General features: G+C 60.8%; 15 protein-coding genes, 1 tRNA gene and 1 pseudogene. 5 read left to right on the plus strand and 12 right to left on the minus strand.

The window, feature by feature from the left end:
• Positions 1-186: 186 nt before the first annotated feature.
• The gene (locus ABIE16_RS07375) at positions 187-2,511 is read left to right on the plus strand and encodes a TonB-dependent receptor (RefSeq protein WP_429520787.1); all 2,325 of its coding nucleotides are present in this window, start codon (positions 187-189) and stop codon (positions 2,509-2,511) included.
• Positions 2,512-2,759: 248 nt separating this feature from the next.
• Positions 2,760-5,288, plus strand: a complete 2,529-nt coding sequence (locus ABIE16_RS07380; RefSeq protein ID WP_429520788.1) for a PepSY domain-containing protein — start codon at positions 2,760-2,762, stop codon at positions 5,286-5,288.
• 128 nt (positions 5,289-5,416) lie between these two features.
• Here the strand turns inward: ABIE16_RS07380 and ABIE16_RS07385 are convergent, their stop codons facing one another.
• The 4 genes from ABIE16_RS07385 to ptsP form a co-directional block, all read right to left on the minus strand.
• The gene (locus tag ABIE16_RS07385; RefSeq protein ID WP_429520789.1) at positions 5,417-6,958 is read right to left on the minus strand and encodes an alkaline phosphatase D family protein; all 1,542 of its coding nucleotides are present in this window, start codon (positions 6,956-6,958) and stop codon (positions 5,417-5,419) included.
• A gap of 182 nt (positions 6,959-7,140) precedes the next feature.
• Positions 7,141-8,880 (minus strand): PTS fructose-like transporter subunit IIB, encoded by a 1,740-nt coding sequence (locus tag ABIE16_RS07390; RefSeq protein WP_429520790.1) that lies wholly within the window; start codon positions 8,878-8,880, stop codon positions 7,141-7,143.
• 11 nt (positions 8,881-8,891) lie between these two features.
• The gene (gene pfkB / locus ABIE16_RS07395) at positions 8,892-9,833 is read right to left on the minus strand and encodes a 1-phosphofructokinase (protein ID WP_429520791.1); all 942 of its coding nucleotides are present in this window, start codon (positions 9,831-9,833) and stop codon (positions 8,892-8,894) included.
• Positions 9,833-12,694, minus strand: coding sequence for a phosphoenolpyruvate--protein phosphotransferase (gene ptsP, locus ABIE16_RS07400; protein WP_429520792.1), 2,862 nt, complete (start codon positions 12,692-12,694; stop codon positions 9,833-9,835). The genes pfkB and ptsP overlap by 1 nt, the downstream gene beginning before the upstream one ends.
• A 290-nt stretch (positions 12,695-12,984) precedes the next feature.
• Here ptsP and cra point away from each other — a divergent pair, with 290 nt between their 5' ends.
• Both cra and ABIE16_RS07410 read left to right on the plus strand, forming a co-directional pair.
• Entirely contained in the window at positions 12,985-13,980 is a 996-nt protein-coding gene (gene cra / locus ABIE16_RS07405) for a catabolite repressor/activator (RefSeq protein ID WP_349733737.1), read from the plus strand.
• A gap of 3 nt (positions 13,981-13,983) precedes the next feature.
• The gene (locus tag ABIE16_RS07410) at positions 13,984-14,760 is read left to right on the plus strand and encodes a TatD family hydrolase (RefSeq protein ID WP_429520793.1); all 777 of its coding nucleotides are present in this window, start codon (positions 13,984-13,986) and stop codon (positions 14,758-14,760) included.
• A gap of 27 nt (positions 14,761-14,787) precedes the next feature.
• Here ABIE16_RS07410 and ABIE16_RS07415 read toward each other — a convergent pair whose 3' ends face one another.
• The 4 genes and pseudogenes from ABIE16_RS07415 to ampD form a co-directional block, all read right to left on the minus strand.
• Positions 14,788-15,717, minus strand: coding sequence for a methyl-accepting chemotaxis protein (locus tag ABIE16_RS07415; RefSeq protein WP_429520835.1), 930 nt, complete (start codon positions 15,715-15,717; stop codon positions 14,788-14,790).
• Positions 15,694-16,785: pseudogene (locus ABIE16_RS07420) on the minus strand (methyl-accepting chemotaxis protein); the annotation flags it as partial. The pseudogene ABIE16_RS07420 and the gene ABIE16_RS07415, both read right to left, overlap by 24 nt.
• Before the next feature lie 246 nt (positions 16,786-17,031).
• The gene (gene ampE, locus ABIE16_RS07425; protein WP_057716469.1) at positions 17,032-17,868 is read right to left on the minus strand and encodes a regulatory signaling modulator protein AmpE; all 837 of its coding nucleotides are present in this window, start codon (positions 17,866-17,868) and stop codon (positions 17,032-17,034) included.
• The gene (ampD, locus tag ABIE16_RS07430; RefSeq protein ID WP_057716470.1) at positions 17,865-18,425 is read right to left on the minus strand and encodes a 1,6-anhydro-N-acetylmuramyl-L-alanine amidase AmpD; all 561 of its coding nucleotides are present in this window, start codon (positions 18,423-18,425) and stop codon (positions 17,865-17,867) included. The genes ampE and ampD overlap by 4 nt, the downstream gene beginning before the upstream one ends.
• Before the next feature lie 243 nt (positions 18,426-18,668).
• Here ampD and nadC point away from each other — a divergent pair, with 243 nt between their 5' ends.
• Positions 18,669-19,517, plus strand: coding sequence for a carboxylating nicotinate-nucleotide diphosphorylase (gene nadC / locus ABIE16_RS07435; RefSeq protein ID WP_057716471.1), 849 nt, complete (start codon positions 18,669-18,671; stop codon positions 19,515-19,517).
• A 131-nt stretch (positions 19,518-19,648) separates the two neighbouring features.
• Here the strand turns inward: nadC and ABIE16_RS07440 are convergent, their stop codons facing one another.
• From ABIE16_RS07440 to rpsO, 4 genes are all read right to left on the minus strand, one after another.
• Entirely contained in the window at positions 19,649-19,954 is a 306-nt protein-coding gene (locus tag ABIE16_RS07440) for a DUF6388 family protein (RefSeq protein ID WP_154910442.1), read from the minus strand.
• Between the two features lie 310 nt (positions 19,955-20,264).
• Positions 20,265-20,340 (minus strand) — tRNA-Thr (locus tag ABIE16_RS07445).
• A gap of 139 nt (positions 20,341-20,479) precedes the next feature.
• Positions 20,480-22,585 carry a polyribonucleotide nucleotidyltransferase gene (gene pnp / locus ABIE16_RS07450; protein WP_429520794.1) on the minus strand — a complete coding sequence of 702 codons (2,106 nt, stop codon included), beginning with the start codon at positions 22,583-22,585 and terminating at the stop codon, positions 20,480-20,482.
• 206 nt (positions 22,586-22,791) lie between these two features.
• Positions 22,792-23,061 (minus strand): 30S ribosomal protein S15, encoded by a 270-nt coding sequence (gene rpsO / locus ABIE16_RS07455; protein ID WP_015093441.1) that lies wholly within the window; start codon positions 23,059-23,061, stop codon positions 22,792-22,794.
• Between the last annotated feature and the right edge of the window lie 117 nt (positions 23,062-23,178).

Genomic DNA, 23,178 nt, shown 5'->3' on the forward strand with positions numbered 1-23,178 from the left:
AGGGATGCCAATGGTATTGATTCTTATTGCCTGTGTAAAACACATCTGACGAATGAGTCAGCAGAAACCGTAAGGGTAAATTGTAAAGAATGTAAATTCAGTGCGAATAGTAATATTTCGCAATTGATACGAATACGTGTTTACCCTATATTCCGCGGCCTCAAATCCTTGGGGAGGGGAACTCAAATGTCGCGTCAACAACCACAAGTACCGGTCAGTTCACCACGTCTGCTCGCATCGGCCATCGGCATGGCGATTACTGCCGGCTCTGCGGGCCACATGGTTTTCGCGGCGGAAAAAGCCGACGAAAAAGCACCGGGCAATGTGATTTCGCTGGGCGCCACCGCCATCACCGGCGAAGCCCAGGACGAGACGACCTACAACGTAGAGAAAGCCTCCTCGCCCAAGTACACCGCGCCGCTGGTGGACACACCGCGCTCGATCACCGTCATTCCGCAACAAGTGTTGAAAGACACGGGCGCCATGAACATGCAGGACGCCCTGCGCACCATTCCAGGCATCACCTTCGGTGCCGGTGAAGGCGGTAACCCACAGGGCGACCGTCCGTTCATTCGCGGCTTTGACGCCCAGGGCGATACCTACCTGGACGGCGTTCGCGATACCGGTTCCCAGAGCCGCGAGATCTTCGCCGTGGAATCGATCGAAGTCAGCAAAGGCCCGAACTCTGCCATCGGCGGTCGCGGCGCTGCAGGCGGCAGCATCAACCTGGTCAGCAAGAAAGCTCACCTGGGCAATTCGTTCGATGGTGGTTTCACCTGGGGCTCCGACCAGACCCAGCGCTACACCATGGACGGCAACTATCAGTTCACCGACACTGCCGCTGGCCGTCTGAACCTGATGAGCCATGAGAGCAACGTCGCCGGACGTGACAGCGTCGACTACGACCGCTGGGGTGTCGCACCGTCCCTGGCTTTCGGCCTGGGTACAGACACTCGCGTCAACCTCGACTACTACCACCTCGAAAGCAACGACACGCCGGATTCGGGCATTCCGTACTCGATCCCGACCACTCTCGCGGCTGGACGCACCAAGTCCAACCCGGACAAGCCGAATGACGGCGGCGACAGCAGCAATTTCTATGGTCTGACCGACCGCGACTTCCGCAAGACCCGCACCGACACCGCGACCTTCGCCATCGAGCACGACCTGAGCGACTCGCTGACCATCAAGAACACCCTGCGTCACGGCAGCAGCATGCAGGATTACATCCTGACCCAGCCGGACGACAGTAAAGGCAACGTCAACAACGGCAGCGTCTGGCGCCGGGCGAACACCCGCGTGAGCAACACCGAGACCACCACCAACCAGACCGACCTGTTTGGTGATATCTACATCGCCGGGTTCAAGAACAGCTTCTCCACCGGTGTCGAATACACCCACGAGGAAAGTGAAAAATCCTCGTACAACGTCAACACGGACACCACCCCGGGAACGGCAGCGGTAACCAACAACTGCTCGCCGGCACTGATCGGCGCGCCAAGCGGTTACAACTGCACCTCGCTGTCCAACCCGACGCCGAATGATCCGTGGAGCGGTGCCATCTCGCGCAACTACGCGGGCACCGAAACCAAGGCCAACACCTACGCACTGTATGTATTCGACACCCTGACGTTGTCCGAGCAGTGGCTGGTGAACATGGGCCTGCGCTACGACCATTTCGACACCGACTACAAAACCTTCAACGGTTCCAGCGTGACCACGTCCAAGGGCGATGACACCAGCGAGTTCGTTACCGGTCAGTTCGGTGTGGTGTACAAACCAGCCGAAAACGGCAGCATCTATGCCTCCTATGCGACGTCTGCCACTCCACCGGGCAACACCCTCGGCGAAGGCTCGGAAGGCAACCCGCTGGGCGGCACGCCGGATCGCAACGGCAACCTGCTGAAAAGCGACATGGAGCCGGAAACCACCAAGAACTACGAAATCGGTACCAAGTGGGATCTGCTGAACGATCGTTTGTCCCTGACTGCCGACATCTTCCGCACCGAGAAAGAAAACGCTCGTGTGCAAACCAACACCACTACGTTTGAAAACGTCGGCAAAACCCGCGTTCAAGGTATCGAACTGTCGGCCACCGGCAAGCTCACCGACAAATGGCAGGTCTTCGCCGGTTACGCCTACATGGACAGCGAGCAAGTCGATGGCGGCGACATGCCAGCAAACAAAGCCAACAACGGCAACGAACTGCCTAACACGCCGAAAAACAGCGCCAGCCTGTGGACGACCTATCAGGTCACGCCAAGGCTGACCATCGGTGGCGGTGCGTTCTATGTCGATGACGTGTTCGGCAGTGCCGCCAACACCACCATGGTCGATTCCTACGTTCGTTACGACGCAATGGCGGCGTACAAGCTGACCAAGAACGTCGACCTGCAACTGAACGTACAGAACCTGACCGACGAAACCTACTACGACAAGGCGTTCTCGACTCACTTCGCCAACCAGGCGGCCGGTCGTACCGCCTTGCTGAGCACCAACTTCCACTTCTGATTGCCACTCACACTGCAATCCCTGTGGGAGCGAGCTTGCTCGCGATGACGTCGCCACATTCAACATTTATGTTGGCCGACACACCGCTATCGCGAGCAAGCTCGCTCCCACAGGAGAGGGTGAAATCAGACCCGGCCCCGTTCATCCACATGAACGGGGCCTTTGTGCGTAAAAAAGAATGCTTCTCGACAACCCCACGGCATAATGCGCGCCGTGATGAATCAACTTGAACGAACAAGGCGAGCGACGTGTTGAAGAAAACCCTGTTCCAGTTGCACTGGTTTTTCGGCATCAGCGCCGGGCTGGTCCTGGCCCTGATGGGCATCACCGGGGCGGCGGTGTCGTTTCAGGATGAAATCCTGAGCACACTCAATCCTTCTGTGTTGCAGGTCGAGAAACAGGTCGCCGGTGTGCTGCCGCCCGTCGAACTGGTGGAGCGAATCGAAGCCGCATCGGGCAAAAAAGTCTCGATGCTCACGGTGGAAACGGACAGCGGCAGCGCCGCCAAAGTGTGGTTCACCCCGCCGCCGGGTGAACGCCGTGGCGAGATGCGCTACTTCGACCCGTACACCGCCGAGTTCCTCGGCGACGCCACCGGCCAGGGCTTTTTCGGCCTGATGCTGCAACTGCACCGTTTCCTCGCCATGGGCGACACGGGGCGGCAGATCACCGGCGCGTGCACGCTGATTCTGGTGTTCTTCTGCCTGTCCGGCCTATACCTGCGCTGGCCTCGCCAGTGGAAAAGCTGGCGGACCTGGCTGACCCTGGACTGGAAGAAAAAGGGCCGCAGCTTCAACTGGGACCTGCACTCGGTGGCCGGCACCTGGTGCCTGGTGTTTTACCTCCTGGCGGCGCTGACCGGGTTGTCCTGGTCCTACGAGTGGTACAACAAAGGCCTGACCCGGTTGCTCTCCGACTCACCACAGAGCGAACGCGTTCGCGGCGGACGCGGCCCTGCGCCAAGCGGTCCGGCACCGACGGCCGATTACGCGGCGATGTGGAGCAGCATCTACAGTGCGGCCGGTCCGCAACTCAGCTCCTATAACGTGCGCATGCCGCCCGTGGCCGGCCAACCAGCGACCGTTTACTTCCTGCTGAAAACTTCGCCTCACGACCGCGCCCTGAACCAGATCACCCTTGACCCGGCCACCGGCGTGGTCAAACGGGTTGATCGCTACAGCGACAAGAGCCTCAAGGCGCAACTGCTGACCAGCATCTATGCGCTGCACGTCGGTAGTTACTTCGGCATCGTCGGGCGCATTATCCTGACCATCGCCTCGCTGACCATGCCGCTGTTCTTCATCACCGGCTGGATGCTGTACCTGGATCGTCGGCGCAAAAAGCGCCAGATCAAGGATGCACGCAAAGATCTCGTGCAAACCGCCAGCGACGCGCCGGCGTGGCTGATCGGCTTCGCCAGCCAAAGTGGTTTTGCCGAACAGCTGGCATGGCAAACCGCCGGGCAATTACAGGCCGCAGGCTTGCCGGTCAAAGTGCAACCATTGGCGGACGTCAGCGAACAGGACTTGCATGAATCGAACAATGCCTTGTTCGTCGTCAGCACCTTCGGCGACGGCGAAGCACCGGACAGCGCCCGCAGTTTCGAGCGCAAGGTACTGGGCCGGACACCGAGCCTGGGACGCCTGAATTACGCCGTCCTGGGGTTGGGCGACCGGCAGTATCAACACTTCTGCGGTTTCGCCAAACGCCTGCACGCCTGGTTGGGCGAACATGGCGCAAAGACCCTGTTCGCCCCGGTGGAGGTCGACAGCGGTGACCCTTACGCCTTGCGCCACTGGCAACAGCAACTGGGCCTGTTGACCGGCCAGGCCCCCGTGGATACCTGGCAAGCGCCCAGCTACGACAACTGGACCCTGCTGCATCGTGAACTGCTCAATCCGGACAGCAGTGGCTCGCCGGTGTACTTGTTGGGCCTCAAGCCTCCTTCCACCAGCAGCTGGCTGGCGGGCGACCTGGTGGAAGTGATGCCGCGCAACTGCCCGTGGGCCATCGAGCACTTCCTCGATGGCATGGGGATTCACGGTGAAACCAAGGTGCAACTCAACGGCCTGGAAGAAACCCTCGAACAGGCCCTGGCCAGCCGCCAGTTGCCGGAGAACCGCGCCCACCTGGTCGGCCTGCACGCCCAAGCGTTGGCAGAGGCCCTCGTGCCGCTGGCGATGCGCGAGTATTCCATTGCGTCGATCCCGGCCGATGGCGTGCTGGAATTGATCGTGCGTCAGGAAGTGCATGCCGACGGCAACCTCGGTGTCGGTTCCGGCTGGCTGACCGAACACGCGCCGGTGGGCAGTTCCATCAGCCTGCGCGTGCGGCGCAACAGTGGTTTCCATCTGCCGGCCCAACCGGTGCCGATGATCCTGCTGGGCAATGGCACGGGCCTGGCCGGGTTGCGCAGCCTGCTCAAGGCCCGGATTGCCGATGGTCAGCAACGCCAGTGGCTGCTGTTTGGCGAGCGCCACCGCGAGCACGATTACCTGTGCCGAAAGGAGCTGGAGGAGTGGCTGATCAATGGTGATCTGGCGCGCCTCGACCTGGCATTTTCCCGCGACCAGGCCGAAAAGATTTACGTACAGGATCGCCTGCGTGAATCGGCGGCCGAGCTCAAGAAGTGGCTGGCGGACGATGCGGTGATCTACATCTGCGGCAGCCTTCAAGGCATGGCTTCGGGCGTGGATCAGGTGCTCAACGAAGTGTTGGGTAGCGCCGAAGTGGAGCGTCTGATCGAACAGGGCCGCTACCGCCGCGACGTGTACTGATTCACTGAGTTCCCTGTGGGAGCGAGCTTGCTCGCGATTACGGTCTATCAGTCAACCAATGTGTTGAATGTAATACCGCCATCGCGAGCAAGCTCGCTCCCACAAGGGTTCATGTATCCATCTCCATCTCAAACCGGCTGCAGCTTTTTCTCAAATACAGACACCCCGTCCAGATCCCGCAACACCACGCTCAACTCCCCGCTCTGCCCATCGATGTTCACCTCGCCAAAAAACTGAAACCCGGCAAACGGCGAGACGTTCTGCGCGGGCGGCGCCTTCTCGAACACCACTTCAGGACCAAAGGTTTTATCCAGCGAGTTCGGTCCAAAGCTACCGGCATTCAGCGGTCCGGCGACGAACTCCCAGAACGGTTCGAAATCCTGAAACGCCGCCCGATCCGGATGGTAATGATGGGCCGCGCAGTAATGCACATCCGCGGTGAGGAACAGGAAATTGCGCACCTCTTGCGCCCGCAGAAAGCCGAGCAATTCTGCGATTTCCAGTTCACGCCCCTGTGCCGGGCCGGGGTCACCGTTGGCCACGGCCTCCCAGCGCGCGACACCAGGGCTGATCTCGCCGTCGGGCACGCCGAGGCCAATGGGCATGTCGGCGGCGATCACTTTCCATTGCGCGTTCGAGGCCTGCATTTCGCGCTTGAGCCAGTCCAGTTGCTCACGCCCGAGGAAAGGTTTTTCAGCGCCCTGATTGTCATCGTTGGGCCCGCGATAACTGCGCATGTCCAGTACAAAAACATCGAGCAGCGGCCCGTAACCAAGCTTGCGATAGATCCGCCCGCCGCCATTGGCACTCTGCAAACGCATCGGCGCATATTCAAGCCAGGCCTGGCGTGCGCGGCCCACCAGGCTGTGGATATCTTTGTCCTGGTAACGCGCATCCAGCTGTTTGCCCGGCGACCAGTTGTTCACCACTTCGTGGTCGTCCCACTGCCAGATCTGCGGGACCTCGGCATTGAAACGACGGATGTTTTCGTCCATCAGGTTGTAGCGATAGTTGCCGCGATACTCATTGAGGGTCTCGGCGACTTTGCTCTTGGCCTCGGTGGTGATGTTGCGCCACACCCGGCCGCCTTCCGTGGTGAGCTGAGCCGGGATCGGGCCGTCGGCGTAAATGGTGTCGCCGCTGTGGATAAAAAAGTCTGGCAGACGCAGGCGCATTGCTTCGTAGATGCGCATGCCGCCAATGTCCGGGTTGATGCCGAAGCCCTGGCCGACGGTGTCGCCGCTCCAGACAAAACGGATGTCACGGCGGGTCTGCGGCACGCTGCGCAAGTGACCGAACCAGGGCTCGCTGGCGATACCGCTCTGGGCGTCTTCAAACTGCACGCGATAGAAAATCGCCTGACCGGCGGGCAGCTCGGTGAGTTCGACCCGGGCAGTGAAATCGGTGCGCGCATCGGCCAGGGACGAGACGAATCGCCGGGGGTTGGGAAACAGGCTGCGGGTGTCCCACTCCACCACCATCCGCGCGGGGCGGTCGCAGCGGCTCCAGATGATCGCCCGGTCGCCCAACAGGTCGCCGGACTGTACGCCGTCGGTGAGTTGCGGCCGATCCTTTACCGAAGCGATCACCGCCGGCGCCAGCCCCGGCAACAACAGCCCGGCGCCGACCGCTTGCATGACACGACGGCGCCCGAGGTTGAAATCGCTCATGATGTTCTCCCTGGAAAAGGAAAACTAAAGCATGACCCTATGACCCTGGCATGACACAAATCTTCCCAGCGCTGAAGATCCCTGTGGGAGCGAGCTTGCTCGCGATAGCGGTCGTTCAGCCAACATATTTGTTGAGTGTGAATCCGTCATCGCGAGCAAGCTCGCTCCCACAGGGTCAGGTGTCAGGCGGTGACGGGTTCTACCGCCAACTCCACCACCTCCGGCCGTTTCACCAGCGCATACGCCACCGCCGTCAACAGACTCCCCGCCACAATCGCCAACAGGTAGAGCAGCGCATGGTTGATCGCGTTCGGGATCGCCAGGACGAACAACCCACCATGGGGCGCCATCAATTTGCAGCCGAAATACATCGACAACGCCCCCGTCAGCGCACCGCCGGCGATGCTCGCCGGAATCACCCGTAGCGGATCTTTCGCCGCAAAAGGAATCGCCCCTTCAGAGATAAAGCACAGCCCCAGCACCAGCGCTGCTTTGCCGGCCTCGCGCTCGGTCTGGGCGAACTTGCGTCGGGCAATGAACGTGGCGATGCCCAGGCCGATCGGCGGCACCATGCCCGCGGCCATGGTCGCCGCCATCGGCGCGTAGCTCTGCGACGCCAGCAACCCCACCGAAAACGCATAGGCCGCCTTGTTGATCGGCCCGCCGAGGTCGACGCACATCATGCCGCCCAACAACACACCGAGCAGAATCGCGTTGGTGGTGCCCATGCTGTCGAGAAAGTTCGTGAGCCCGGCAAGCATCCCGGCGACCGGTTTGCCGACCACGTAGATCATCACCAGACCGGTGAACAGACTCGCCAGCAGCGGGATGATCAGGATCGGCTTGAGCGCCTCAAGACTTTGCGGCAATCGCGCATAACGGTTAATCGCCCTGGCCGCATAACCGGCAAGAAAGCCGGCAATGATCCCGCCGATGAAACCGGCGCCCAAGGTGCTCGCCAGCAGTCCGCCGATCATCCCCGGCGCGAGGCCCGGACGGTCGGCGATGGAATAGGCGATATAGCCTGCCAGCAGCGGCACCATCAGCTTGAACGCGCTGTCGCCACCGATCTGCATCAACGCCGCCGCCAGCGTGCCCTCCTCCTTGAACGCGGTGATGCCGAACACGAACGACAAGGCGATCATCAAGCCGCCGGCCACCACCATCGGCAACATGAAGGACACGCCGGTCAGCAGGTGTTTATAGACGCCCGTCTTCTCCTGTCTGGCCGTTGTTTTGGCAGCGCTCGATGCGCTTTCCTGTTGGCCTTCGGCCAAGGCCTTTTCCAACGTCGCTTCGGCTTGCTTGAGGGCAATGCCGGTGCCGCAGCGATAGATTTTCTTGCCGGCAAAACGCTCGGTGGCGACTTCGATATCGGCCGCCAGCAGCACCACATCGGCCTCGGCAATCGCTTGCGCGCTCAATGGATTGCGCGCGCCGACCGAGCCCTGGGTTTCCACCTGCAGCTCATAGCCCAGGCGCTTGGCCGCTTGCTGCAAGGCTTCGGCGGCCATGAACGTGTGAGCGACACCCGTCGGGCACGCGGTAACGGCCACCAGTCGCGGCGCGTTCTGGACAACCGCCACAGGTTCGACGGCGGCCTCTTCGGCGGCGTAAACCTGAGCGTCCTGCGCTCCACGGCGCAGCACGGCTTCCACGTCTTGCAGGGCCTGGGCCGGGGTGCTCTGGAACACTCGCTTGCCGACAAAACGCGACATTTCCACCGGCGCGCTGGTCACCAGCAACACCCACTCCGCCGCGTCGAGGGTGGCCGCCGACATTTGCTTTTCGGGATGCGCGGCATCGGTGACTTCGACACTGGTGCTCCAGCCCTGACGCTGGGCCGCGGCATCGAGCAGCCGGGCACACAGCACACTGGTGACCATGCCGTTCGGGCAGGCCGTAACGATGGCTAACTTCATGACAATCCCTCTTATTGTTCTGTCAGGGGACGCACGCGCACACCCTGTTCGAGCTGCGCCAGTTGCGCTGCATCGCCAATGCCGAATCCGATCTGGGTCACTGCCATCGCGGCAATCGCCGTGGCGGTGCGCAAGGTCTGCTCCGGCGTATCGGCACTGAGCAAACCGTGGAGCATCCCCGCCAGCAACGAATCACCCGCGCCCACCGTGCTGGCGACGTTGACCCTGGGTGGTGTGGCATGCAGCGCCGAGCCGACGCTGAACCAGTTCACGCCATCGACGCCATGGGAAATCACCACATGCTCGATGCCCTGGGCATGCAAACGCTCCGCCGCCAAGGCCTGGGCACTGACCGACACGACCTCGCAGCCCAGCACCTCAGCCAGTTCTTCAGTGTTGGGTTTGATCAGCCACGGCCCCGCTTTCAGCGCTGCGCGCAATGCCTCGCCGCTGGTGTCGAGGGCGACATTCAGCCCCAGGTTCTTCAAGCGCAAGATCAACGCCTGCAACCATTGCGCACTGACGCCCAGCGGCAAGCTTCCGGCGACAACCACCGCATCGTGCCCCGGAGCAATCTGCTCCAGCCGATCCATCAAAGCCTGCTGCGCCGCCTCGCTGACCTGCGGCCCCGGCCCGTTGATGTCGGTGATGCGGCCGTCGCTTTCCGCCAGTTTGATATTGCTGCGGGTTTCGCCCGGAACACGGATGAAGGCATCGACAAAACCGCGTTTGGCGAACAATGTTTCGAACGCTTGCAGGTTGTCTTCGCCAAGAAAGCCACTGACGGTCAGCTGATGCCCGAGGTCCGCCAGCACTTGCGCCACGTTCACGCCTTTGCCGGCGGCGTGGGTGTGCATCACATCGCTGCGGTTGACCTGGCCGGCTTCAAGGCGCGGCAACTGGACGGTCAGGTCCAGCGCCGGGTTAAGGGTTAGGGTAAGTATCCGGGCCATTACAGGGCCTCCACTAATGCGCGCACTTCATTGGCGCTGCCCACGGCCAGGGCCTGTCGGGCAAGGGTTTGAGTCTGAGTGAAGCCCAGTTCGCGAATCCGCGCCTTGACCTCGGCAATGCTGCGCGCCCCGACGCTGAGCTCATCCACTCCGAGGCCGACCAGCACCGGCACCGCCAGCGGGTCGGCCGCCAGCTCGCCGCACACACCGACCCATTTACCGTGAGCATGGGCCGCGCGCACGGTGATGTCGATCAGTTGCAGCACCGCCGGATGCAAGCCATCGGCCTGGGCCGACAGCGTCGGATGGCCACGGTCGATGGCCAGGGTGTACTGGGTCAGGTCGTTGGTGCCGACGCTGAAGAAATCGACTTCCTTGGCCAGGACCGGTGCCAGCAATGCCGCCGACGGCACTTCGATCATGATCCCCAGTTGCAGGTCGGCAACCGGGATTTCCTGGCGCAGGCGTTTGGTCATGTCACGGGCCTGGCGCCACTCGTCGACGCTGCCCACCATCGGGAACATGATCCGCAGCGGCCGGTTGTCGGCAGCCCGCAGCAAGGCGCGCAGTTGCGCTTCCATGATCTGCGGACGCTGCAAGGTCAGGCGAATGCCGCGCACGCCGAGGAACGGGTTCTCTTCCTTCGCAATCGGCCAGTACGGCAGCGGTTTGTCGCCACCGACATCGAGGGTGCGCACCACCAGCGGCCGCCCGGCCAGACCGTCGAGAACGCGGCGGTACTCGATTTCCTGGGTCGCCTCGTCGGGCGCTTGCGGGTGGGCCATGAAAATCAGTTCGGTGCGCAACAGGCCAATGCCTTCGGCGCCCTGCTCCACCGCACTGGTGACGCCGGCGCTTTCACCAATGTTGGCGAACACTTCGACGGCGTGGCCATCGATGGTCAATGCCGGTTGATGACGCAGTTCAGCAGCCGCCTTCAAGCGTTGCTCGCGGGTATCGCGTTCGGCCGTGGCGCGCTGCAAGGTCGCCGCGTCAGCGTCCACATGCAGACGACCACGCTGGCCATCGAGCAGCAAAGCCGTACCCGGTGCCAGCAGCAACACGCCGGGACCGGCGCCGACCAAGGCCGGAATACCCAGCGCCCGGGCAACAATCGCACTGTGCGCCGTAGCACCACCCCGAGCGGTGAGAATCCCCGCCACGCGAGCCGGGTCGAGACGCGCGACGTCGGACGGGCCGACCTCGTCCATCACCAGAATGTACGGTTGATCCGGTTCGCTCGGGGTTTCGATGCCGCTGAGCTGCATCAACACCCGACGCCCGATGTCGCGCAAGTCGGCCGCACGCTCGGCGAGCAAGGCATCCTGCAACGCTTCCTGTTGCCGAGCCGCCGCTTCAATCACGGCCATCCACGCCGCCTCGGCACTTTCGCCCTGCTTGAGGCGCGTATCGACCTCATCGGTCAGTTCCGGGTCGTCGAGCATCTCTTGGTGGGTAATGAAGATTTCGCGAATGGCTTTGCTCTTGCTGCGCTCGATCAGGCCCTGGATGTCACGGCGTACCTGCGCCAGGGCGTGCTGGAGGCGCTCGCGCTCGATGCCGGCGGACTCGCCGCGCAACGGGTAATCGATGGTTTGCAGCACTTGAATATGCGCCGGGCCGATAGCGATCCCCGGAGCGGCGGCAATCGCCTGAACCACGCTGCCAGATGACGGGGCGAGGACCACTTCGGCCATATCGGCAACGACTTCACGCGTCTGACTTACCGGCGGCAGCGGTTCGACTTCCTCACCGAGGCCTTCTTCGATGGCGGCCAACAGGGCCGGCAACGCATCCGCCGCGATGCCCGGTTCGGCGATGATTTCCAGGACCTGTCCCCGACGAGCGCCGAGGCTGAGCAACTTGCTCAAGCTCTTTACCGACACCGCACTGTCATGGCCATCGACGATGCGTACGCGGATGTCACCTTCAAAACTCTTTGCCAGTTGCGCGAGGATTTTCGCCGGGCGCGCATGCAAACCGTGGGCGTTTGCCAATGCAATTCGCGCGCTGGGCCAGTCGGCGGGCACTTCACCACCGAGCACTTCGAGGACCTTGCGGCTGCTGGTGGCGCGCCCCAACTCATGGCCACGCCCTTCGATCAACAACGCGCACAGGCGTTCGAGCAAGGCTTGATGGGCCTCACCGAGGCTGGCCAGGCAGAATAGTCCAGTGAGTGGCTGGCCGAGATAACGCAGCGGTCTGTCCGGGGTGACGAAGGCCAGGCCCGGACGCTTCACCGTCTGCTCGCTGTGCAGCCACCACAGGCCATCGCCCAAGGGCAGCGCTTCAACCTGCTGCAGCACCGCGGAGAAACCGTTGCTCACGCAGTCGGCCTGCCGCAGCAAACGTGCACCACGCCAGACCAGCTCTTCGAAATCTTCGGCCGCCACACCGAGGCCGATCATCTGTGCATCCAGCGCCAGCTCCTGCGGCGCGCCTTGCAGCAACTTCAGCAAGGCTTCGGCGGAGCCGGCGCGACGCAGGGCCTGGCCCAGGTCAGTCTCGCCGAGGGCGCGGGTGAGCAATTGCAACAGGCGCAGATGTTCATCGGATTTGGCGGCGATACCGATCGCCAGGTAAACGATATGACCATCGCCCCAGTCCACGCCATCGGGGAACTGCATCAGGCGCACACCGGTGGTGAACACCAGGTCGCGGGTTTCGGGCGTACCGTGGGGGATGGCAATACCTTGACCGAGAAAGGTCGAGCCCTGAGCCTCCCGCGCCTGCAAGCCGGCGAGATAACCCTCGGCAACCAGGCCGTCGGCGACCAGATGCCCGGCCAGCAATTGCAGGGCTGCGGACTTATCCACAGCCGACTGGCCCATCGAAATCTGCTCTACAGTGAGCTCGAGCATGCTTTCTCCTTTTTGGCGCCTTGGGGCACCAGGTATTGTTTTGAATGAGTCAGCTTAGGCGCTTGGTCATCGCTTTTGGCGGTTTCACGGCAGAACCGGCCAAAGGCGCCTAAAACGTAGAAAATACGCTTGCTGAAACGTTTAATCTATATCGATTGGCACGTTACTCGAAATTGGCCCATCCTTGAAGTCCAACTTGTCGGATGCGTTGCGACAATGGTCGCCTGCCTTAATCGGTTAGGATTGACGAAAATGTCGAGGCAATCTCGAAAAAACAAGGAAACAGCGGGTTGAAACTCAGTGATATCGCCCAGTTGGCCGGTGTGTCCGTCACCACCGCCAGCTATGTCATCAATGGCAAGGCCGAACAACAGCGCATCAGCAGCGCTACCGTCGAACGCGTGCGCGCGGTCGTCGAACAACATGGCTTCACGCCTAACCCACAGGCCGCCGGATTGCGCAGCCGACACACCCGCACATTGGGGTTCATTCTGCCGGATCTGGAAAACCCCAGTTACGCGCGAATCGCCAAATTGCTGGAACAAGGTGCGCGGGCCCGGGGTTATCAGTTGCTGATCGCCAGTTCCGACGATGCGCCGGACAGCGAACGGCAATTGCTGCAGTTGTTCCGCGCCCGGCGCTGCGACGCACTGATCGTTGCCAGCTGCCTGCCGCCCGGCGACGACAGCTATCGCCAATTGCAGGTCAAGGGCATTCCGATCATCGCCATCGACCGGGTCATGGAACCCGAGCATTTCTGCTCGGTGATCAGTGACGACCGCGAGGCCAGCCTGCAACTGACCCGCAGCCTGCTCGACCCCTTGCCCAAACAGATCGCGCTGATCGGCGCCCGCCCGGAGCTGAGCATCAGCCAGGAACGTTGCGCCGGCTTCAAAGAGGCGCTCGTCGGGTTCAACGGTGAGGTGCTGATTGAAGAAGGCGAATCCTTCAGCCGCGAGTGCGGCAAACAATTGATGGAAGAATTACTGCAGCGCCTGGGCCATTTGCCCGATGCCCTGGTGACCACATCCTACGTGCTGCTTCAAGGCGTGTTCGATGCGCTGCACGACTTCCCGCTGAAAAACCGCCCGCTGCGCCTCGGCACGTTCGGCGACACTCAGTTGCTGGACTTCCTGCCGCTGCCGGTCAACGCCATGGCCCAGCAGCACCAGTTGATCGCCGACAAGGCCCTCGCGCTGGCCCTGGCAGCCATCGAGCAGTCGGATTACCGGCCCGGTGTGCAAGCCATTGCGCGCACGTTCAAGCAGCGTATTCGCCAGGGCTGAACCGTGGAGCTGATCGACACCCACACCCATCTGGATTTTCCGGACTTCGACGCCGACCGTCAGGCGCTGCTGGCCGAAAGTCGCGCCCTCGGGGTGCGGCGGATCGTGGTGCTGGGGGTTTATCAGGCCAATTGGCAGCGGGTCTGGGAGCTGGTGCAAAACGATCCCGACCTGCATGCGGCGTTCGGATTGCATCCGGTGTATCTGGACGATCATCGCCCTGAAGACTTGAGCGAACTCGGCGATTGGCTGACCCGCCTGGCTGGCCATCGGCAACTGTGTGCCGTCGGCGAGATCGGCCTGGACTACTTCATCGAAAACCTGGACCGCGACCGCCAGCAGGCGTTGTTCGAGGCGCAATTGCAATTGGCGGCGGATTTCGCTCTTCCGGCATTGATCCATGTGCGGCGTAGCCATGCGGCGGTGATTGCCACGCTCAAACGGTTTCGCCTAAAACGGGCCGGCATCATCCACGCCTTTGCCGGCAGCCAGGAAGAAGCCCGGGAATACATCAAGCTGGGTTTCAAACTCGGCCTGGGCGGCGCCGCGACCTGGCCTCAAGCACTGCGCATGCACCGAGTGCTCGCCAAGCTACCGCTGGATTCTGTGGTGCTGGAAACCGACTCCCCGGACATGGCGCCCGCCATGTTCCCCGGCCAACGCAACAGCCCCGCGCATCTGCCCGCGATCTGCGCGGCACTGGCCGACATCATGGCGATCAGCCCCGAGCAATTGGCTGCGGCCAGTACGGCCAATGCCTGCGAGTTGTTCAACTGGTGAATCAAATCCTGTGGTATCAGGCGACCGCTACACCCGAAATGCGCTGATCAACTGTTTCAACTCCACGACCTGGGCCGACAACGCCCGGCTGGCATCTTCGGTCTGATGCGCACCTTCAGCGGTGCGCTCGCCAGCGCGATTGATCTCGACGATGTTCTGGTCGATGTCGTGAGCCACGGCGGTTTGTTGCTCCACTGCGGCGGCAATCTGCTGGTTCTGGTCGACGATCATGCCGACCGCTCCCAAGATGTTTTCCAGCGCCCGCTGGACCTTTTCCGACTGCCCGACCGTGCCATTGGCCATTTCATGGCTGGTGCCCATGGCCTTGACCGCAGCGCCGACACCGCCATGGAGCCTGGCGATCATCTGCTCGATTTCTTCGGTCGATTGCTGGGTTCGTTTGGCCAGGGTCCGGACTTCGTCGGCTACCACGGCGAAACCACGGCCCTGCTCACCGGCCCGTGCCGCCTCGATGGCGGCATTGAGCGCCAGCAGGTTGGTCTGCTCGGCGATGCTCTTGATCACTTCGAGCACACGGCTGATGGACTGGCTGTCGCTGGCCAGTTGGTTGATCACCAGTACCGATTGATCGATCTCGCTGGCCAGCGCGGCAATGCTGCCTTGCTGCGACTCCACCAGGCCACGACCACTGATGGTCTCATCGTTGACACTGTGGGCACTGCTCACCGCCGCGGCGGCACTGCGCGCCACTTCCTGGGAAGTGGCCGACATCTGGTTCATCGCCGTGGCCACTTGTTCGATCTGCGTGCGCTGCCCGGCGACGGCCTGGTTGCTTTGCGCGGAAACGCTTTCCACCTGGCCGGCCTGACGCTCGACTTCGCTGACGGTCTGCCCCACCCGCTCGATCAGGTCATGGATCTTTTTCACCGTGCCGTTGAACACTTCGCCCAGCTCCCCCAGCTCATCGCGGCTGTGGGCGCTGAAGGTCACGGTCATGTCGCCGGCCGCCACCTTGTCCATCACCGCGCCCAGGCGCTTGAGCGTGGTGCGGGTCGAGGCATAGAAAGCGCCGTAGAGATAAAAGATCAACACAAAGACGACTGACAGCGCCACGGCCTGCAAGACCATGTGCGTGCGGTTCTGCTCAAGTCGCTGCTGCAATTGCGGGCCGAGATACTTCAGGACCGCTTCGTTGAGTTGGTAGGTCTGGTCCATCAGGACGCTGACCTGATCGTAAAAGCCCTGCCACGGCGCGTCGAGGGTATCCGCCATGACCACTTGTTCTTCGAACAGCTCGCTGGCTTTCTTCAGGGATGCCCGGCTGCTATCGGCCTGAGCGGCCAGGGTATCGCGCGCGGCTTTGCTGGAACCCAGGGCATCCTGCAACTTCAGGCCATACTCGGCCTGGAGCTTTTCAATCTGCGCCAGCAATTCATCGAAACGGGTACTCGAAGCCGAGTTGATGAATCCCTGTCCCAACGAGTAAGACCCCATTGCCCGACCTTCGCCCAGGATCTGGGTGACCCGTGGCGTGACGAGGGTGACGAGCTCGCTCAACTGGCGCATGTCGCTCTGGTTGTCGCGACTGAGACCGGACTGGCTGGTGATGAGCTGGCTGAAAATCTGCGCGCTGCCCACCAGCTTGCCGATCAAGGCACTTTTGCTTTGCAGGGAATTTTCCGTTTGCTGGGCCTTGAACGCGGCGATCATTTCATCGCGTTTGCCATCAAACACCGCAACCTGCTCCGGGTCGCTGGTCATCGCCGTCAGCCCTTGCAGACGAGTCAGAATATTCTGCTCAAGGGCGCTGATTTTCGACTCGACGTTGCCGGCCTTGCCGGATTGGCCGAGGCTGACATTGATCTGCACCAGGTTGTTCAGGGTTTCCAGATCGCGCCGCAACGTCAGGCTGCTGCCCAACAGGTCGAGACTTTGCAGCTCGATGCGCGTGCCCTGGAATTCGCGGTAGGAGTCACGCACCAGATAGAAGTTGGTCACCAGCATCGGCACCAGGAACAGTACGCTGATCAGGCTGAACTTCATACCGAAGCTCAGACGGTTCATCAGTGCGACAGCGGGATAGAGCAAGCTCTTCACTGGATGTCTCCCTTCAGTTTCTTATTTTTTTTATTGGCAGGCGCAGACAGAAAGCAGATAGCCACTATTCGACGCTATCTCTGTATAACTTAAATCGGCAGGAGGTTTTGTAACTTAAGGTTAACGACAGAAGTCCGCGAGCGATACGAAGCGAACTCAATGTGGCGAGGGGGCTTGTCGGGCCGCCTAGCCACAATGGCTCAGACAGCCGGGCTAATGCAGGACCGTCCACAACGCAAAGCCGGCATACCAGAGCACCGCCGCACGCAGCAGCAGCGCCCAGATGCGGTCCAGATTGTTGATACCTTCCGCGCCGGTCACCGGCGCCGGAATTTCACCGGCCACCAGCCCGACTTTCACGATCAATTGCGCGGCGCTGATGTTCCAGTTCAGCAGCTCATGCAGCATCACCCGACTGACCGCGACAAAATTGCCGACCAACGCCAGGCTCGCGGCCAGCAGACGCACCGGCAACCAGTCGAAGGCGTGACGCAGTTGCCCGGCGCGCTCGACCACTGCAGGGTTTTTCCCGTGCTCTTCGGCCAGCGCCAGCAACCGATAACTCAGCGCCGCAACCGGACCCAACAGGAAGTACCAGAAAATCACCGCGAAAAAGCTCTGGTAGGCTTCCCACAGCAAATGCCCTTCGACCTGCTCCAGCAGCTGCTCGCCATTGTCTGCGCAGATATCCAGATCGCGCTGGGCGACATGGGCCGCCGCTTGCAGGTCCTCCCGACGCCAGGCATCGCGGAACGGCCCGAGATCGCCCAGCAGATCACCGCGCCCCAGGCTGTAGATGACTACCAGCATATGGATCGGCAACGCCAGCAAGCCATAGGCCACCGGCTCGATGACGACCAGCAGCAACCCCAGCAACGCCACCGGCAACAAGACCAGTATCGACAGCACCAGCCATGGTCGGTTTGAAAATCGCGGGCTGGCCTCAAGCTTGTTCAGCTCGTGTGTCCAGCCATTGTCACGCTGAACCCGATGGCGCAGGGCCGAGAACTTCTCGATCCACACCGCCAACAGCAACACCAGAAAACTCATCGTCCTTCCTCTTGTGCCAGGGCGGCACGATAGCGTGCCCAGTCGAACGCCGGCCCTGGATCGGTTTTGCGCCCCGGTGCAATGTCGCTGTGCCCGCAGATGCGCTCTGTGGTGATTGCCGTGAACGCCTGTTGCAACTGGCGCGTCAGGGCTGTCAACGCGTGGTATTGCGCGTCGGTGAACGGCAGATCATCCGTGCCTTCGAGCTCGATGCCCACGGAAAAATCGTTACAGGTTTCCCGCCCCTCGAAGCTCGAGACGCCCGCATGCCACGCACGCTCAAGGCACGAAACAAACTGGGTAACGGTACCGTCACGTTCGATCAGAAAGTGCGCCGACACCCGCAAGTCCACAATCCCTTCAAAATAGGGATGTTCGGTGACATCCAGACGATTCTGGAAAAACTCCTGCACCTTGCCGGTGGCGAACTGCGCCGGCGGCAGGCTGATGTTGTGGATCACCAGCAGGGAAATTTCGCCTGTGGGGCGCGCATTGAAGTTGGGAGAGGGGCAGACATGCACACCCTGAATCCAACCGCTCGCGGGGTCCAACTGCATACCGATTCCTTCAACGTCGACTGTATTGGCACAGTATGCCGCGATAATCCCCCAGGACGCGATCACTTGCCGCGTTTGAGGTTGTCGATCTCAAACAGGCGTATGTTCGGAATCGACGACCAACACCGGTAACGTCAGGGATTCGACCAAATACAGGTGCCAGCGCAAACGTAACGCTCTGATGCCTTGGGTTGGTCGGTGCCATGGCCCTATAATCGAGCCACTTTGTTTGTGGAGTCCGTTATGCCGAATCTACGTCTCGCCGATCTGACCGCCGAAATCGAAGCCAACGTGCGCCGTGCGCTGCATGAAGACATCGGCAGCGGCGATATCACCGCGCAGTTGATCCCGGCTGAACGCCTGGCCAAAGCCACCATCATTACCCGCGACGCGGCCGTCATCAGCGGCACCGCCTGGGTGGATAACGTGTTTCGGCAACTGGACCCGCGGGTGGCGGTGCACTGGCAGGTTGCCGACGGTGAACGGGTGACGCCCAATCAGGTGCTGTTCCACCTCGAAGGCCCTGCGCGGTCACTGCTGACCGGCGAACGCAGCGCCCTGAACTTCCTGCAACTGCTCTCCGGCGTGGCGACCCGCGCGCAATACCTGGCGGACTTCGTGGCCGAGACTCAGGTCAAGCTGCTCGACACCCGCAAAACACTGCCGGGGCTGCGCCTGGCGCAAAAGTACGCCGTGACCTGCGGCGGTTGCCATAACCACCGCATCGGCCTGTATGACGCCTTCCTGATCAAGGAAAACCACATCGCCGCCAGCGGCGGCATCGCGCAGGCCATTGCCGCCGCGCACAAGATCGCTCCGGGCAAACCGGTCGAGATTGAAGTGGAAAGCCTGGATGAACTCAAGGAAGCGCTGGCGGCCGGTGCCGACATCATCATGCTCGACGAACTGAGCCTGGACGACATGCGTGAAGCCGTGCGCCTGAATGCCGGCAAGGCCAAGCTGGAGGCCAGCGGCGGGATCAACGAAAGTACGTTGCTGCCAATTGCACAGACCGGGGTGGATTACATTTCGATCGGTGCGATGACCAAGGATGTGAAGGCGGTCGATCTGTCGATGCGACTGAGTCTCTGATCACACGTATGTGAGTTGCCAAAACTGTAGGAGCGAGCTTGCTCGCGATGTACCTGAGAGCGCCATGTTTAACCAGTAAACACGCGTTATCGTTAACGACCATCGCCAGCAAGCTCGCTCCTGCATGAGTGTCAGACCACCAGATTGTTCATCTCGCAGTACTCTTCCCACTCGACGCCCAACACCTCGGCAGCTTCCTTGTGCAGTTTCAGGCGTTCGGTCTCGTATTCTTCCGGGCTTGATGTGTACTTGAGCGTCAGCTCCCACGGTTGCAAGCCCTGGGCTTCGGCTTCATCCTCGAACGCCCACTGGATCTGGTCTTTCTGATCGTCGGCGGACAAGTCCTTGATCTCGTCCATCAACTCGGGGGCATCCAGCACATACTTCTTCAACGCTTCTTCGTGTCGGGCTTCCTGGGTCATCTCTTTAACAGTCATGGCGTTCTCGCTGATCTGGGAATGGAAGATGGATCTGGATCTTCAAGGATCTCTCTGACACAAAAAACCGGATCAAGCCCGGTTTATCTGGCCTTCAGAACCATTCTGGATCATCTGAAAACTGCTGGGCGTTGCTCAGGCAGACTCCGAATATAGGACGTTTGGCTGAGGATTTACACGTCTCTTTACATCTCCCCACAAAAAGTTGTGCACACGATGTTTTGATGACGGCGGAAAGATAAATTCAAACAGCGATCAGGACCGCGAACTCGAGAACCTGAGCGGAAAGGTGAAACAAGCGAGGGAGATATGGTGCCCGAGACAGGAATCGAACCTGCGACCTTCGCGTTACGAGTGCGCTGCTCTACCGGCTGAGCTACACGGGCGGTGGGCTAAACCTAGCACCGAGTTTCAGCAACGGCAACGTCGTCAATCAACTCTGTGATCTACAGACAAAAAAATGCCCCACCGTTTTCACGGCGGGGCATTTTTTACAACGTTGAAACAGTCAGGCGTGAGGCGTGATTAAACGCCCGAAGCCTTGGCTGCCGCCACGTCCTTGATGGACAGTTTGATACGGCCGCGGTTGTCCACGTCCAGTACCAGCACTTCCACTTCCTGGCCTTCTTTCAGGATGTCGGTCACTTTCTCAACGCGAGCATCGCTCAGCATGGAGATGTGAACCAGACCGTCCTTGCCCGGCAGGATGTTGACGAATGCGCCGAAGTCGACGATGCGCTCAACCTTACCGACGTAGATCTTGCCGATCTCGGCTTCAGCGGTGATACCCAGAACGCGCTGACGTGCTGCTTCAGCCGCTTCCTTGGTTTCGCCGAAGATCTTGATCGAACCGTCGTCTTCGATGTCGATCGAAGCCTTGGTTTCTTCACAGATCGCACGAATGGTCGCGCCGCCTTTACCGATGACATCACGGATTTTGTCGGTGTCGATCTTCATCGCGATCATGGTCGGAGCGTTGGCCGACAGTTCGGTACGCGACTGACCAATGATCTGGTTCATCTGGCCGAGGATGTTCAGGCGCGCTTCCAGGGCTTGGCCCAGAGCGATTTCCATGATCTCTTCGGTGATGCCCTTGATCTTGATGTCCATCTGCAGCGCGGTGACGCCTTTGGCGGTACCGGCTACCTTGAAGTCCATGTCGCCCAGGTGGTCTTCGTCACCCAGGATGTCGGTCAGGACGGCGAATTTCTCGCCTTCCTTAACCAGACCCATGGCGATACCGGCAACCGGCGCCTTCATCGGCACACCAGCGTCCATCAGGGCCAGGGAAGCGCCGCAAACGGAAGCCATCGAGCTCGAACCGTTGGATTCAGTGATTTCCGACACAACACGGATGGTGTACGGGAACACGTCGGCGGCAGGCAGCATGGCCGAAACCGAACGACGGGCCAGACGGCCGTGACCGATTTCGCGACGACCAGCGCCACCCATGCGACCACACTCGCCTACCGAGAACGGAGGGAAGTTGTAGTGCAGCATGAACGGGTCTTTCTTCTCGCCTTCCAGGGTGTCCAGCAGCTGTGCATCACGGGCAGTACCCAGAGTTGCAACGACCAGAGCCTGGGTTTCGCCACGGGTGAACAGAGCCGAACCGTGGGTTTTTGGCAGAACGCCGACTTCGATGTTCAACGGACGTACGGTCTTGGTGTCGCGACCGTCGATACGTGGCTTGCCGTTAACGATGTTTTCGCGAACGGTGCGGTATTCGATTTCGCCGAAAGCTGCTTTGACTTCGCTGGAAGAAGGCTGGCCTTCTTCACCGGACAGCTTGGCAACGACCTGGTCCTTCAACTCGCCCAGGCGAGCGTAACGGTCGGCCTTGACGGTGATGGTGTAGGCCTGGGAGATCGCTTCGCCGAACTCGGCACGGATAGCGCCCAGCAGTTCGGTGGCTTCTGGCGCAGGAGCCCAGGTCCAGGTTGGCTTGGCAGCTTCAGCGGCCAGTTCTTTGACGGCGTTGATCACAACCTGGAACTCGTCGTGAGCAAACAGTACCGCGCCCAGCATCTGGTCTTCGGTCAGCTCTTTGGCTTCCGATTCAACCATCAGCACAGCGTCCGAAGTACCGGCAACGACCATGTCCAGGCTCGAGGCAGCCTGTTGCTCGTAAGTCGGGTTCAGCAGGTAACCGGTGCTTTCGTGGAACGCAACGCGGGCAGCGCCGATCGGGCCATCGAAAGGAATGCCGGAGATCGCCAGCGCAGCCGAGGTACCGATCATCGCAGCGATGTCCGGATCGGTCTTCTTGCTGGTGGAAACGACGGTGCAGACAACCTGCACTTCGTTCATGAAGCCTTCCGGGAACAGCGGACGGATCGGACGGTCGATCAGTCGGGAAGTCAGGGTTTCTTTCTCGGAAGGACGGCCTTCGCGCTTGAAGAAACCGCCAGGGATCTTACCGGCAGCGTAAGTCTTTTCCTGGTAGTGAACAGACAGAGGGAAGAAGCCCTTGCCTGGATCGGCTTGTTTTGCACCGACTACGGTCACCAATACGCTGACGTCGTCGTCAACGGTGACCAATACTGCAGCGGAGGCCTGACGGGCGATACGGCCAGTCTCGAGGGTAACGGTCGACTGACCGAACTGGAATTTTTTGATTACCGGGTTCACGGTGTCCTACCTTCTTTGTGGCTCTTGGGGGAACTGGTTTCTTGCGAAATTCTTGGGCAATGCCGGGAATCGGCCCGACCGGTTTGTCCAGGTGTTACTCAGGCAAAGCAGGAATCCAGATAAAACTTGAGGCTGGGAGCCTGCCATGCGCCGGCGGGAAACCCGCTGGTGCACGACAGACAACCAACCTCTAGCGCAATCGCTTATTAGCGACGCAGACCCAGGCGACCGATCAGAGTCTGATAACGACCCAGATCCTTGCCTTTCAGGTAGTCCAGCAGCTTACGACGCTGGTTAACCATGCGGATCAGACCACGACGGGAGTGGTGGTCTTTACCGTTGGCCTTGAAGTGACCTTGCAGTTTGTTGATGTTGGCGGTCAGCAGTGCAACTTGCACTTCTGGCGAACCGGTGTCACCAACAGCTTGCTGGTAGTCAGCTACGATTTGAGCTTTTTCTTGAACGTCGAGAGCCATGAGGCAATCCTTTTATCAGGAAACTGTTTCAGAAAAACAGTTTCAACAGGCCAGGGACAAATCCCTGTATCTAAAAATGAGTAGTGACCGTGCCTGTTGACAGCCACCCTCGTCCGG

The sequence above is a fragment of the Pseudomonas sp. 2725 genome, from assembly GCF_050434585.1.
In the GTDB taxonomy this organism is placed as follows: Bacteria; Pseudomonadota; Gammaproteobacteria; order Pseudomonadales; family Pseudomonadaceae; genus Aquipseudomonas; species Aquipseudomonas jessenii.